Below are 13,615 nucleotides of genomic sequence, written 5' to 3'. Positions count from 1 at the left end.
AATAGTCGCAAAACAGTAACGACCGCAGCCTATTAAGAGCTACCCATTTATATAATAGGTAGAATATAAGAAAAGCCCAGAGCGCCCGCTTAAAAACGTAGCGGCTGGAGCTAATCAACTGAGATAAAGGAATCGCGGGGAGCTTGCGAACCGATGATGACTTATCGTAGGGCGATTCGTGAAGTCGCCTAGTTTTTGGGCGCTCGGAGCTAGACAAATACCTAAATTTTATACTTTCTTGTCCTAAGAAAAACCGGCTAACCACGCCGGTCCTTTATTACTTTAGTAGTAATGATGAATTATTTGAACAGTTTTATCACCGCTCCGGCTTCCCCCTTCCCTTTCTGTGGGGTTTGCCCTTCAGCTAACTTTTTCGAGCCAAAACCGCTCGAAAAAGTGGATCTTCAGGCCAAACGATTCCCACAGGAGTGAAAGGGGGCGGCCTTCGCTTTATACATGTGCTACAACATTTGTCAGATCAGGCAGCTTGAGTTGTCATCCCTGTGAAAGTGCAGGTATGGCATAGGAAATTACGAATAAGTTTTATAAAACCCAATATCCTTTTTCTATTATTTGTTGTAGAACAAGAATAGCGAAGGCGACCGTTTCGACTCCTTTAGCGTTAGCATGCTCTTGGAAAGCGAAACGGTCAGCCGTAGTGGTTGACTTGCACTAGCTAGCTTTCAAAATAGCTACTCTGCTTACAAATGCGTTGATACCACGGATTATATACTTTCCTTACAAGTAACAAAAAAGAGAGGATTATTCCTCTCCTTTTGTCTCTGTTGCTTCTTCATTTGTTAGGTCTTCTGAATGAGTTGCTTCATTTAATGGTTCTTCATTTAATACTGATTCCTGATTTGTTTGTTCCTGTGGCTCTTCTTCGACAGCCGTTACTTCGTTTGTTTCTTGTACGATATGTGGCGCTTCTTCTACTGGTTGTTGTACGGTATTCATTACTCCGAACGATTTTTTCTTACTTGGTACATGTTTTTTCTTCTTTTTACTTATTTCAGGTTCAGGTTCTCCATTAGGAAAAACAACTGGGCATTGTGCCGGAATCGTTGGTGATGGGCAAGGTGGAACTGGTAACATATCACGTGACTGACAAAAATCAGCTTCTAACTCAATTGTAACCTCATGTGTTGATTGAATGCTTTGACATATCCGGACTGTTATTGCCAAATTTAATTCATCGATTTCCGTCGTTGTACCTGTATCACAATTTACCGAACATACAAAACAACTTAAATCAGTATAGGATACATTAATATCTGTTCCTTCTGGTGCACAAAGTATCACTTGCTCACAACGTGAAAAGGTAGCCGTACCAATTTCAATTGTACCCCCACCAAGCTCTGGTATTAGTTGTGCATTTACGATGACATCAAAGCTTTTTCGGATATTGACAACTTGTAAAGTTACTTCTTCATCATCTATTGTAAATACCTGATCTTCGCGATCTAACACAACAATTGAATCTACTTCCGCTGGAATAACCTCACATGTTACGGTATTTAGATCAATATCGTCACATTCTAATTGGGCACCAGTCACCGTATTAATTGGCAATTCCAATCCATCTATATTTAAATCAAATGTTCCCTCATTTAGGACCCAGTCATATACTTTTTCGGTATTGACACATAATAACTCCTGCCCACCTGTTATGTGGTTAATTGCCATTTCACTTACACACCTCCATTATGATCGTCATCTCCCTATAGACTATGAAACTAATAGGTAAAACGTTAATGTTATTTCACGGTTTATCAGAAGCATCATACATTAGGTAGTAGGCGATAATCACGAAAGGAGATTCAGAAAATGAACGAAAAAAGTGATCAATTAGATATCGAAAATCTTAACGAGGTGCTCGCAGAATTACAACAAGAAGTACAGTCCATAAAAGGTGACGTGGAGAAATTGCGAATAGCGAAATTGATCGATAGGTTAGAACTATTTATTAATGAAATGAATGGCGTCAAACAGGATGTCGATCAGCTGCAACAAGGATTAACAGAAATGAGAAAACCGGTGACATCTAAAAAAAACAAATATCAGCCATCAGAATACAGTAAGTTGCAGAGAATGCTTCAATCGGTTCAGACAAATAGCTCTAACAATACAAATAGAAAGTGGAATAACACAACGACTGAGGTAACAGCTATTCATACTAATAATCGATAAATACCTAATTTTTCTGTAACACTTCCATTCGTCCAAACCCTTTTTAAAACATTTCAATATACTAAAATGGACAATAATTAAAGGAGATGTATCAATGAAAGCTAAACAAATTACAAAAAAAGTAGGCAATTATTTTAAATCATCAAATGAACCAATCGTAATCACTTCTCAGATTAAAAGAAAAGCTATAAGAAGAAGCAAAGGCGGCTGCTGTATGAAATAATTCATTCTGGTTTAATATGGAAGAGATTTCGCGAAATTTGCTTAATCGTTCGCTTGGGCGGTTGGTCCTCTATATCATCTAATTTTTGATAAAAGGATTTAATTTCCGCTGCAGACAATGAAAATTTCCGCTTTTGCTTTCTAATTTTTTTTTCCTGTTGGACCTTAGGGTTCGAACGGCTACGAGGTGGTGATGGCAACGAAATCGTATTACATAAATCTAAAATATAATCAACCGCATATTTATCTTTTTCCCAGCTACAGTAATGATACAACCTATCATCACCTGGAATAACAACTGGATGATGTAACAGCTGATCAATGGTATCACGTAATTCCGTCAAACTTGTTGCCTTAAAACCTAATAAATTTGGCAGCTCTACTTCATTTGTTTCAAAAGGTTGATAGACAATCACTGGCTGATCCAGAAGAAAGGCTTCAATACCTGATGTACAACCATTATGAATTACGAGTTTTGCTGCTAATATCCATTTATTAATGCCGCCTTCATGGACTACATGGACATTTGATATATTTTTGAACAGTCGTCGGTAAGAATTAAAATTTTCAGCTGGGTGTGGACGAATAACTATGTTGACATGGGGAAAATGGCTTGCAGTCACTTCAATCATTTCTACAAAAGACTCATAAAGTGCTTTGATATGTTGGACAAAGACCGTATCTTTTTTACCTTTTGCCGCATTATATAAAGAGAACCTGGTATTAATTAAAATAAAATCGCCATATTGTTGTCGCAGGCTTTTAACCTCATCCTGATACAAATTTCGAAATTTAGGCTTTAGTAAATCAATTCGTGGATTACCTACCACATGACATTTGTTAGCCATATCAGGATATGTATCACTAATAATTTGTTTTTGGTGCTCACCCCAACAATATTCATGTTCGACAAGCTTTAAAGTATCTTTTCTCATTCGATCACGTATATATTGATTTTTTTCAATTAATAATCCTTCTTCATCCAGTTCAACAACCTTTAGATCCTGTTCAACAGCATTGGTAACCATGCGTTTTCGAAAGCCTTTTGGTCCGCCTTTTGCGAAATATATACCTGAAGGATAATGAGCTGCAGCTTCTGCCACGAAGGCAAGGTCGCCAATTATTACTTGATAGCCTCTACGAATTGCATAATAAGCCAGAAGTAATTTAGCATCTAGTTCACGTACTTTCACTTCAATCGGCAAATATAACCAACGATTAGTCATTTTCGTTACTTCCTTCAACTCTAGATTTTAATAGCTGAATTACTTCTTCATAACCTAGACGGTTGTTTTCAATATGACGATCTAGTACCTCCGCTAGTTCTGATAAATTAACTTGACTACTGTCGGTATTATTACTAGTATTTTTTATAAATAAATACATGAGCAGCATATGCAATGTTTCGTTTTCCAAATATACAAAACTATTATTCTTTTTATAATCCTCCTTATGGATACGGTCGATATAGTCTTTCATATATTGGCTTATCATTTGATTAAAATCAAATGATTGTTGATCTCTTTTACTTTTTTTCATGTTGATTGCCCTCCTGTTGTCGATCTGCTACGGAGCCGTTCAGGTTAATCTGATTCAATGCATTCACACCATTAGGTAATTCATTGCCATAGGTGAATCCTTGAATCGTACCAGAGTATTTATCGGTTGGAATCCATTTAATTTGGAAATTGGTAAAGGTTAATGTCTCACCTGGTTCAATTGTCTGTTGTTGGGTAGGCCTTAACCAAATCTCATTTTTGTCAGATGGTTCATTAATTCGCTCCCATGCATTTGACAGCATTCTTGTTTGTTTGGAATTTTGATAGAGGTATTTTCCTGAAAATTGAAAGTCAATGTTGGCGGTGATCTTTAGCCCTATATGTGGGTTAGTTAAGGCTTTGTTTCCAACATTCTGAACATGAAAGGAACCGATGCCATAATTCTCCCGATCTTCTTGATGTGCCAGTTGAAAAGAAGAAGCAAAATAGCAAATTATCTTTAAATCTTCAGGAACACCTAAATCTTGAATTAAACCTTTGATTTGGTCTAAATAAGACGACTGCTCTTCTTGCCAGTCAATTAGTTTTTGTTGTATTTCCTGATGATCAGACATAAATACACCTCTTTCGTATGTCTTTCTAGATGAAAAAAAAGAAAGAGAGGATTTTCCCTCTCTTTATCCCTATGTCGTTGAATTATCCGTTATTCCCGTTACTAGGGAAAACTACAGGGCATTGTGCTGGAATAGTTGGTGCTGGGCATGGTGGGAATGGTAAAATGTCTCGTGGTTGACAGAACTCAGCTACAAGTTCTAATGTTACATCAAAAGTAGATTGGATGCTTTGGCATAGACGTACAGTTACTGTAACATCTAATTCATCTGCTTCTGTAGTAGTACCTGCATCACATGCAGCAGTACACACAAAGCAATCTAGATCTGTATACGATACATCTATGTCTGTTCCTTCTGGTGCACAAAGAATGACTTGCTCACAACGAGTAAATTCTGCCGTACCAACTTCTACCTGAGTACCACCAAGCGCCGGTACCAAATTAACGAAAACAGTTACCTCGAAATTTTTACGAATGTTAACAATTTGTAATGTTACTTCTTCATCATCCACGATAAACACTTGATCTTCACGTTCCAATACAACGATTGGATCCGTTTCAGCAGGAGCAACTTCACAAGTTACTGTGTCTAAATCAATATCATCACATTCTAGCGGATCACCAGTTACAGGGTTGATCGGTAATTCTAAGTCTGGCAAATTCAAATCGAAAGTTGCTTCGTTTAAGATCCAGTCATATACCTTCTCTGTATTAATACACAGAAGCTCCTGCCCTCCTGTTAGATTATCCATTTGCATCGAGCAAACACCTCCAAATAAGATTACTGTCCATATAGCCTATGACAACACACCAAAAAATGTTTTAGTGAATTTGCGGAAATATCATGATATTTAGGAAGTTAGGCGAATATCATATGATAAAAAAGAGTCCGCAAGCGCAAAACAAGTGTGAGTTTCATCAGTATCAGTTATAAAATCTGAATAAAACAGCACATTTGTCACGAATTGGTGTTTCACCAATATTATATTAATGTGCAGTAAAAAGGGTGAATCGTCATGTATCAATATAGGCTCTATAATTATGAAGAAATTGAAAAATTAAATCGTGATCTAGAAGTTTATAAAAAAGCAATAGAAACATGGAATCAGAGTGAATCCGTTTTATATATGGAAGCCCAGAAAGAACTAGAATCAACAAAGAAAGAATTAGCTAAATATAAAGGAGAAATGAAGGTTATGGAAGAAACCTATCAAAAGCAAATACAAGGTTATGAACAGAAGGAACAAAAAGTAGCTGCTCAAATCCATGCAATTAACCACTCAATCCAACAATTAAAGAAGGACGTTCACAGTATAAAGGATGATGTGAAAGAAATACGTATTAATGAATTACTCGAAAAAGTAGATCAAATAATCGGACATACAGATACAGAATTACATGAAGTAAAAAAACAAATAGATCAGCAGAAGCATGTATTTACTCAAGACAAAAATCAGCCTCAACCTGAAAAACAACAACAGCGAACGAGAAGACGTACGAGTGAATACCGTCGATTGCATAACATGTTAAATGCAGCAAAGCCTAAAAGCCATGTAACCCCACCCCAAAGTAATCGTACGATGACAAATCCAAAACCGCGACGTCCATCTACTGATACGAATATGATCACTGTCCAAAATGGTAAGAAGGTATTCCACAATGCAAAATACGAACTCAACAAAAATATCATTGTCAAAAAGAAAACAGCAAATACGGAATCAAAAACGGAAATGAAAAATAATGAAAAGGTAAAAAAAGAAAACGTGAATAAAAAGATAACTGAAAATGAAGAGAAAAACATCCAACAGGTGGAGCAAGTAGAAGAACCAAAAACGAGAGTATCCGAACTTCCTTCTGAACCAAAAGAGCAAGAATCAGCCGTTTCTCGAGAACCAAAGAAACAAGAGCCAATTGTTGAGCCTAAACCAAGTAAACCAGAACCAGCCTCAGTTAAGCCAGAACAAAAAAGCGTTTCACAAAAACAAGATCCAAAAACTACACAAGAGGAAAACACTTCTCCAAGTGGCATTAAAAAAACATGGTTATTAGCTAAATCATTATGGAAAAAATAATTACTTTACCAAATAACATCTATCAAACCTTGATTGCAGAAGGCGAAAGACAGTTACCTTATGAAGCATGCGGACTATTAGCTGGTTTTCAACAACAAGTCACGTCATTTTGGTCATTACAAAACCAAGTCAAATCAAGCAGCCGTTTTTATGTTCCTAAAGAAATCGTTACTTCCACAGTTGAGAAGATTCAAAACAGGAAGGAACAGGTTTTAGCTATTTTCCATACACACCCCTCAACTAAACCTGTCCCTTCACATTTTGATTTGAAACATCACCCAGATGACGAAGTGGATATGGTAATATTATCCCATAAATATGCCCTACCACAAATAAAGTGGTATCAGATTCGACATAATACCTACACTACATGTAAACTTGTTATAATTAATGACTAATTAGAAAGTTTGTGCAAGGAAATCATCTTTTTTCTAAAAAAGGTAACCCATATATACAGTGGATAAATGATGTAGATAGTTATTTAGTATCTGTTTGATTGATTTTAACTAATTCCTTCAGTACACGGTGGATATTTTGCAGGCTGATTAAAATTAATCCTAACATCACAAAAGTTACTATTTCACCTGTTACAACCGATATGATTCCAAGCACCAAAGCGTACAAGACATATGGCCAATTGCTCAATGGTATTCACCTTCCTTTTAACACCTGTTAAATTTTAATTTTAAGCCTTCATGTGTTGCTTTGAAACCAAGGTTTTCATAGAACCTTAAAGCATCTGTTCTTGATTTGTCTGTTGTTAGTTGAACTAAGTGACAATTTCGGGTTTTGGCACGCTCAATTGCCCAGGTAATCATCTTCGTTCCGATCCCTTTCCCTCTTACTGACTCATCAGTCCGCACCCCTTCAATCGTTGCTCGCCATCCCCCTTGATGCGTTATGTAAGGGGTAAATGTAATTTGTAGTACTCCAATAATATCTCCTTCCAAAACAGCCACCATTAACTCGTTATTGGGATCTGATTGAATCGCTTCAAACGCTTTAATATATTGCTTTGGTAGAGGATGTCTATAATTTTCACGTGTTTTACCTAGTGGATCATCCGCTAACATTTTCACAATTTTATCCAAATCTCTTGCTTCTGCTTGCCTGAATAGTAACTCATTTTCCAATACACATCAAACTCCTTTTATCCATTTTCGTGTTGCTGTACTTCGATATTCTTCATGTGAAAATTGCCCTTTCACTAAAGATAAATTTTAATTCTTTTTTTAACATCATGATCACCTCTTCCGTTAACCACGCTTTATTTATATGCTCTTCTTTACCGTTATCCTGCACCAATAAAAACATATCGTCCATCTCAACAACACGCTTAATGTTACGATATTCAATTTTTATTCTGGTTAACAAATTTGGTCGATACAATGAGATAGAGTTCTCTTCCAACCGTAAATATACTTTATTAGGCATTTTATAATAAAACATAACCCGAGTTATACCGAATAAAATAATTAACAATTGCAAGATAAGGCCGATAATTAACTGGATCATGCCTATCTCTAACATGTTAGAAAATGTGCTCACCACAGTCACAACAACAGCGATTACATATAGAAACCAATTGACACTGTATTTCTTCCATTTAACATCAGGATTAAATGTAAACTGCAACTAATCCCCCCTAAGCTTAAGTTTTGTCGGAATAGTCTCCCCCATTATTATACAGTTCTTCTATATTTTCAATAATCTCATATTAGATTATAATGTAAAGTATTGATTGAAATTTACATACTTATTGAGGTGCAGTAAAAATGAAACAAATTTATACAGATGTGATCCAATTTCGTGGTTCGCATTATGATCTAGGCTATATTCAAGGTCAAAAATTAAAAAACTCTTTTCTTGTGCAAAATCGAAATAGACAATGGAAAGTAAGAATTCCCCGATTTCGAATTGACGAGAATGCAGCAAAAACCATATTTAGACGTTTTAATTCCTCTATCTGGGACGAAATGGAAGGGTTAAGAGATGCACTGGGCTGGCCAATGGAACGCGTTTTGTTAGAGTTTGGCGGCTATCGCTTGAAACTACAGCAATCCGGTTGTTCTATTTTTGTCGGAAAAGATTATATGATCCGTAATTATGATTATCACCCGAAAACCTATGATGGGCGTTACGTAGTATATCAACCAACAGATCATGGTTATGCGACAATTGGTGTCAGTCAACGAGTTTCAGGAAGATCGGACGGAATGAACGAAAAGGGACTTACTTTAGGCTATACATTTATTAACCGAAAACGCCCTGGTGACGGATTTGTTTGTCACATGGTTGGAAGACTTATTCTAGAATTATGTGCTAATGTGGAAGAAGCAGTTTCCTTATTAAAAGAACTTCCGCATCGTGGTTCATTTAGTTATATACTCTTCGATGGAAAAAGTAATATGGCTTCGATTGTAGAAACGTCACCTCGAGGTGTACAAGTACGTCAAGGAAATACTTGTACTAATCATTTTGAAATGATGACTAAAGAAAACCGCCATTTCTTAGATGATTCCAACAAAAGGTTACATGCAATGAATAACAAACAAAATCATGATTTATCTGGACTCGAAGCTTTCCGGATGTTGAACGATTCTGATCAAGAGCTGTTTTCGAATCAATATCGTAATTGGGCTGGAACGATTCATACATCAGCATACTTCCCTCAGTCATTAGCTTCATGGCTTGCATTAGGTGGTGATCAAAAGCCGACTGAGTTTGATTTTGCTGAATGGTTAGCTGGAACCGATTTTTCCAATGTACGAATTGAAGGAAAGGTTGATACGGATATTCCGTTTCTACATATGGAAAAAGCGGATTGGTTTAAAAATTAGCATGAATAAAACCAGTTACTCCTTATGCCGGGTAACTGGTTTTAATTTAACACGTTAAAAGAATATTTCGACATAGTGAAATATCCTGATTATCAACAGCCAAGTCCTTTTTTTGTCATTTTGATAAATTCGATACATTTTTGTAACTTAATCAAACTATCAGACGACTAAGTTAATAAGGGAGGTTTGGATAATGGGAAAAAATAATCTACTTGTTTTCTCCACTATTCTTTTGTTTGGACTTTTTGCGTGTTCTAATCCACAAAATGCAAATGATTATGCTAACCAACATATGGGTAAACACAACAAACAATCGAGTAAAACCGACTTAGTTGAAGTTAAAAAGACTGTTTGGGGCCAACTATCAGCTGAGCAGAAAGAATGGGTTAATGGCACTTGGGAAGATGGTGACGTATCCAAAATTACTTTAAACCAAAATATGATCATTCACCTAGATGATCAATCATATCAAGGGAAGGAAGTTTATTTGATTGATTATCCTACAAAAAATACAGGTATGCCTAATAATATGATTGTATATGCTGATTTAGAAACTCTAGATTATATTGGAAATGGACTTGTTGATTGATGATTCTTTAACTCTTTTATAATATGTAGCAATTCATATCCATACATAAAAATCAATAATTGATCTTTCCAGGGTTACTTTTCAACGCTAAATAAAGTGCAGCTATCCAACCGAGTAGAGTCCAACCTAAGAAAAGGTTAATAATATATACAATTATTTTGTTAGGTTTATTTTTTTTAGTAGCTAAAATACTTGGTATGAAATAAATAAAAACTTGTGCTGTAAATACAAATATGGTTAATAAAACTTCCATACTAATGCGCACCAATACTCCTCCTTTTTGAATAAAATGGTATAATTGTATTAAATTATATCAAGTATTACTACTATTTTCATCTATCAAGTATGAGCTTGAGCGTGCGCGGAAAACCAGTTAAGAAATACCTGGTCTGTTATACAATATTTTACAATCGAACTATTTTTAAAGTATAATCAAAAGAAAATTATAAATAGAAAACTAGGGGAGACATAATAAAAACAATTATAGAGTTTCTTCTTATGTTTCTTCTTTTAATTGGGGTTGGTGCTTTTATTGAAATAAGTTTTATTGCATTAAAAATCAATTCTACATTCAAGAACATCTTCATGTATTCTGTTGCATTTATATTATTAGGATTCTTTTTATTCCGTGTAATAAAAAGACATCAATTAAATAAATGGATTCTATTAATAGCAGCTGCTGTATTTTTATTTCTATCAACGATCATACCGGATCAAACACCCACATTACTGCATACAACAAAATATACTTATACTTTTGGTGTTCCATTTCCGTTTATTACAATCTACAGCGAAAATAATTCTGGCTTCCTTTTACAACATCTTTCTATAAAAAATTCATATTCAGTTAACATCTTCGCATTCATTGCAAATATAATTTTAATGTATTTTGTCATAAAGTGGATTTGGAATATTTATCATAAACCACAAATACCAACCACTACTTCTCAAATGAATTCCTAACCACAGAAAAACCAGTTATTCCTTTGTAGAATAACTGGTTTTCATCTAAAGCTCTAACTCGCCCATTCGCAATAACTCCACTACAGCTTGTGAGCGCCCCTTTACAGCCAGCTTCTGCTACATTGGAATTCTATCAAATTTCAATTGCATATCAAATGCTTTTCTGATGATCATAACAATAGATTTCACCTTTAAATTTCCGATTAGATAAACAATATGCTTTCACTTTTGCCGATACAGGTTTATGGCAAATTTTGCACTTCGCCCCTTCTTCTTTAGATTCCTTATTCTCTTTCTTCAATGAATCTACATGCTGTTTTCTTATAGATTGATCAGTAATATTTGCTTTTTCAAATTGAGCATAAATCTTTTGGATTTCACTATCTGTTAAAAACGGGGCTTTATATTGATGCTTATTAACGGATACTTTTCTGGCAATGTAATCTGATAATTCAACGTCATAAACAAGTAATTCGTTGGAAGCAATTTTTCTTAACTCTGTATCATTTAGTTTGAAGGTACAGCGTTTTGTAAAAGATACCATTGATATAAAAAATGGATAATATTTTTCATCAATAAATGCTTTCAATGCTTGAATATGACCGTAATTTTGCTTAAATGGATTCATCATTTTAAATTTACCATTTACCGACCATACTTTTCTGTCTTTCCCACCATAAACCGTTCCTTGATAATTTTTCGTTTCTATTACAAAAATTCCATATGGGGAGATGACAATATGGTCAATTTGTGAATAACCGGTTTTACCTTTTGCATTCAGAACCATTACATCTTCTAAATGCATATACTCTTTTGGAAGTTGATCTAATTGGATATTAATTTTGTACTCGCCAATTTCCCCTTTGCGTTTTGCTACTTGTTCACTACCTTTCTTTTTAAGAGACGTAGTTTTTTTCTTCGTTTGCATGTTTTTTACCTGTGTTTCATCATTTTTATTACTAAATAATTTTGACAAAAAACTCATAGGGAATCTTCCATTCTTATTGATTTTTACCATGATTTTATCACTCACCAACATTAATTACTAGTATTTATTGCCTGATTCAATTTTATTATTGCAATCACTCACTAATATTTACTTTGCCAAATATATGAGCCCACACAGAAAAACCAGTTATTCCTTTGTAGAATAACTGGTTTTCATCTAAAGCTCTAACTCGCCCATTCGCAATAACTCCACTACAGCTTGTGAGCGCCCCTTTACACCCAGCTTCTGCATGGCATTTGAGATATGATTCCTCACAGTTTTTTGCGAAATAAATAACTCTTGGGCGATTTCCTTTGTTGTTTTGTCCTGTACTAGTAGCTCAAATACTTCTCTTTCCCTTTTCGTTAGTAATTGCTTCGGCTTGTAGTCATTATCTTTCAAATGTGAACCCCTCCTTGCTAACTTTAGGGCGTTGAAAATAAGAGGGTAATTACTTAGTCAATCTTATAATATGTCAACCACAGTAAAGTTGTGCTCTACAAACGTCTAAATTGGCTACAAGTTTTTATGGATAATTATTAGCATAAAAAGGTACATGCGACATCTAGATCACCGTCTTCATTCCCTCACACCTTCTACTGGTACATAATAACTTATGATTGACACTCGAACTTTGCAATCAACTGTAGCCCATTATTTATTAACAAAAGGATTTTTGCTAGCAAGTTTATGGTTTTATTGGCAACTCCGGGGGCTTTACTGGCAACTTTTCAATTTTACTGGCAACTCCGACCACTTTACTGGCAACTTTCCGATTTTTACTGGCAACTCTGGGGACTTAACTGGCAACTTCAAGCTCCCAGAAGCACAGAAAACCCTTCTCCATCGGAGAAGGGTTTTGAATAATGATATTAGTGTGCGTTGTCGCTTCCGAAGAAGTTTTTGAATGATTGGATGTTGGTATCACGGTTTAGTGCTGCGATGGATGTTGTTAAAGGAATTCCTTTTGGACAAACTTGTACGCAGTTTTGTGAGTTACCGCATCCTGCTAGACCGCCATCTTCCATTAGTGCTTCTAAACGTTCACTTTTGTTCATCTCACCAGTTGGATGAGAATTGAACAGACGTACTTGTGACAATGGTGCAGGTCCGATGAAGTCGGACTTGCTGTTCACGTTTGGACATGCTTCTAAGCAAACACCACATGTCATACATTTGGATAATTCATATGCCCATTGGCGTTTCTTTTCTGGCATTCTTGGTCCAGGGCCAAGATCGTGTGTACCGTCGATTGGAATCCACGCTTTTACCTTTTTTAAAGAGTCAAACATGCGACTACGATCAACGACTAAGTCACGAACAACCGGGAATGTCGACATCGGTGCGACACGGATAGGTTGTTCTAATTTATCGACAAGCGTTGAACAAGCTTGTCGAGGTTCCCCATTAATTACCATCGAACAAGCACCACATACTTCTTCTAAACAATTTGATTCCCATTGCACTGGTGCTACAGATTCTCCGTTTGCATTGACTGGATTTTTTTGTGTTTCCATTAATGCGGAGATGATATTCATATTTTTACGGTAATTTACCTTGAAAGTCTCCTCATAGGGAGCTGAATCTGGACTATCTTGACGAGTTACTATTAGTGTTAATTTCTCCTCTGCCATTTCGC

At 35.7% G+C, this 13,615-nt stretch carries 19 protein-coding genes and 1 pseudogene; 7 read left to right on the top strand and 13 right to left on the bottom strand.

The window, feature by feature from the left end:
- Positions 1–762 precede the first annotated feature (762 nt).
- Positions 763–1,686, bottom strand: a complete 924-nt coding sequence (locus GH715_RS02065) for a BMQ_0737 family morphogenetic spore coat protein (protein ID WP_228760237.1) — start codon at positions 1,684–1,686, stop codon at positions 763–765.
- 141 nt (positions 1,687–1,827) lie between these two features.
- On the opposite strand from GH715_RS02065, the gene GH715_RS02060 reads away from it, so the two are divergent.
- Together GH715_RS02060 and GH715_RS21720 are read left to right on the top strand one after the other, a co-directional pair.
- Entirely contained in the window at positions 1,828–2,190 is a 363-nt protein-coding gene (locus tag GH715_RS02060; RefSeq protein ID WP_153834166.1) for a hypothetical protein, read from the top strand.
- 94 nt (positions 2,191–2,284) lie between these two features.
- Positions 2,285–2,413 (top strand): hypothetical protein, encoded by a 129-nt coding sequence (locus GH715_RS21720; protein ID WP_267463671.1) that lies wholly within the window; start codon positions 2,285–2,287, stop codon positions 2,411–2,413.
- 1 nt (position 2,414) lies between these two features.
- On the opposite strand, the gene GH715_RS02055 is transcribed toward GH715_RS21720, so the two are convergent.
- The 4 genes from GH715_RS02055 to GH715_RS02040 all read right to left on the bottom strand — a co-directional run bounded on the left by GH715_RS02055 (position 2,415) and on the right by GH715_RS02040 (position 5,282).
- Entirely contained in the window at positions 2,415–3,638 is a 1,224-nt protein-coding gene (locus tag GH715_RS02055) for a surface carbohydrate biosynthesis protein (protein WP_153834165.1), read from the bottom strand.
- Positions 3,631–3,951 (bottom strand): hypothetical protein, encoded by a 321-nt coding sequence (locus GH715_RS02050; RefSeq protein WP_153834164.1) that lies wholly within the window; start codon positions 3,949–3,951, stop codon positions 3,631–3,633. Before GH715_RS02050 ends, GH715_RS02055 begins: the two co-directional genes overlap by 8 nt.
- A complete protein-coding gene (locus GH715_RS02045; RefSeq protein WP_153834163.1) occupies positions 3,938–4,525 on the bottom strand; it encodes a hypothetical protein in 588 nt (195 codons plus the stop codon). The genes GH715_RS02050 and GH715_RS02045 overlap by 14 nt, the downstream gene beginning before the upstream one ends.
- Positions 4,526–4,607: 82 nt before the next feature.
- Entirely contained in the window at positions 4,608–5,282 is a 675-nt protein-coding gene (locus tag GH715_RS02040; RefSeq protein ID WP_153834162.1) for a BMQ_0737 family morphogenetic spore coat protein, read from the bottom strand.
- A gap of 258 nt (positions 5,283–5,540) precedes the next feature.
- Here GH715_RS02040 and GH715_RS02035 point away from each other — a divergent pair, with 258 nt between their 5' ends.
- Positions 5,541–6,596 (top strand): hypothetical protein, encoded by a 1,056-nt coding sequence (locus GH715_RS02035; RefSeq protein WP_153834161.1) that lies wholly within the window; start codon positions 5,541–5,543, stop codon positions 6,594–6,596.
- The gene (locus GH715_RS02030; RefSeq protein WP_153834160.1) at positions 6,584–6,994 is read left to right on the top strand and encodes a M67 family metallopeptidase; all 411 of its coding nucleotides are present in this window, start codon (positions 6,584–6,586) and stop codon (positions 6,992–6,994) included. Before GH715_RS02035 ends, GH715_RS02030 begins: the two co-directional genes overlap by 13 nt.
- 79 nt (positions 6,995–7,073) lie before the next feature.
- On the opposite strand, the gene GH715_RS02025 is transcribed toward GH715_RS02030, so the two are convergent.
- The 3 genes from GH715_RS02025 to GH715_RS02015 are packed head-to-tail and all read right to left on the bottom strand — an operon-like array spanning position 7,074 to position 8,231.
- Complete coding sequence (locus tag GH715_RS02025; RefSeq protein ID WP_194928249.1) at positions 7,074–7,241, bottom strand: hypothetical protein; 168 nt, start codon at positions 7,239–7,241, stop codon at positions 7,074–7,076.
- A 17-nt stretch (positions 7,242–7,258) separates the two neighbouring features.
- Positions 7,259–7,729, bottom strand: coding sequence for a GNAT family N-acetyltransferase (locus GH715_RS02020; RefSeq protein ID WP_153834159.1), 471 nt, complete (start codon positions 7,727–7,729; stop codon positions 7,259–7,261).
- Between the two features lie 52 nt (positions 7,730–7,781).
- A complete protein-coding gene (locus tag GH715_RS02015; RefSeq protein WP_153834158.1) occupies positions 7,782–8,231 on the bottom strand; it encodes a hypothetical protein in 450 nt (149 codons plus the stop codon).
- Positions 8,232–8,371: 140 nt separating this feature from the next.
- Here GH715_RS02015 and GH715_RS02010 point away from each other — a divergent pair, with 140 nt between their 5' ends.
- Together GH715_RS02010 and GH715_RS02005 are read left to right on the top strand one after the other, a co-directional pair.
- Positions 8,372–9,436: a C45 family autoproteolytic acyltransferase/hydrolase gene (locus GH715_RS02010; protein WP_153834157.1), complete on the top strand. Its 1,065-nt coding sequence runs from the start codon at positions 8,372–8,374 to the stop codon at positions 9,434–9,436.
- Positions 9,437–9,629: 193 nt separating this feature from the next.
- Complete coding sequence (locus GH715_RS02005; RefSeq protein ID WP_153834156.1) at positions 9,630–10,025, top strand: hypothetical protein; 396 nt, start codon at positions 9,630–9,632, stop codon at positions 10,023–10,025.
- 52 nt (positions 10,026–10,077) lie between these two features.
- On the opposite strand, the gene GH715_RS02000 is transcribed toward GH715_RS02005, so the two are convergent.
- On the bottom strand, positions 10,078–10,290 hold the full coding sequence (locus GH715_RS02000; RefSeq protein ID WP_240469334.1) for a superinfection immunity protein: 213 nt from the start codon (positions 10,288–10,290) through the stop codon (positions 10,078–10,080).
- Between the two features lie 233 nt (positions 10,291–10,523).
- Here GH715_RS02000 and GH715_RS01995 point away from each other — a divergent pair, with 233 nt between their 5' ends.
- Positions 10,524–10,988 (top strand): hypothetical protein, encoded by a 465-nt coding sequence (locus tag GH715_RS01995; RefSeq protein WP_153834155.1) that lies wholly within the window; start codon positions 10,524–10,526, stop codon positions 10,986–10,988.
- Between the two features lie 45 nt (positions 10,989–11,033).
- On the opposite strand, the pseudogene GH715_RS21445 reads toward GH715_RS01995, so the two are convergent.
- From GH715_RS21445 to sdhB, 4 genes and pseudogenes are all read right to left on the bottom strand, one after another.
- Positions 11,034–11,105: pseudogene (locus GH715_RS21445) on the bottom strand (hypothetical protein); the annotation flags it as partial.
- A 34-nt stretch (positions 11,106–11,139) separates the two neighbouring features.
- Complete coding sequence (locus tag GH715_RS01990; protein ID WP_153834154.1) at positions 11,140–11,973, bottom strand: nuclease-related domain-containing protein; 834 nt, start codon at positions 11,971–11,973, stop codon at positions 11,140–11,142.
- Positions 11,974–12,153: 180 nt separating this feature from the next.
- Positions 12,154–12,378, bottom strand: a complete 225-nt coding sequence (locus GH715_RS01985) for a helix-turn-helix domain-containing protein (protein WP_054859055.1) — start codon at positions 12,376–12,378, stop codon at positions 12,154–12,156.
- A 470-nt stretch (positions 12,379–12,848) separates the two neighbouring features.
- The gene (gene sdhB, locus GH715_RS01980; protein WP_153834153.1) at positions 12,849–13,610 is read right to left on the bottom strand and encodes a succinate dehydrogenase iron-sulfur subunit; all 762 of its coding nucleotides are present in this window, start codon (positions 13,608–13,610) and stop codon (positions 12,849–12,851) included.
- Positions 13,611–13,615: the final 5 nt, after the last annotated feature.

It is taken from the genome of Gracilibacillus thailandensis (assembly GCF_010994055.1).
Lineage (GTDB): Bacteria > Bacillota > Bacilli > Bacillales > Amphibacillaceae > Gracilibacillus > Gracilibacillus lacisalsi.
The sequence above is the reverse complement of the archived record's forward strand: the minus strand, read 5'-3'. Positions and strand labels throughout refer to the sequence as shown.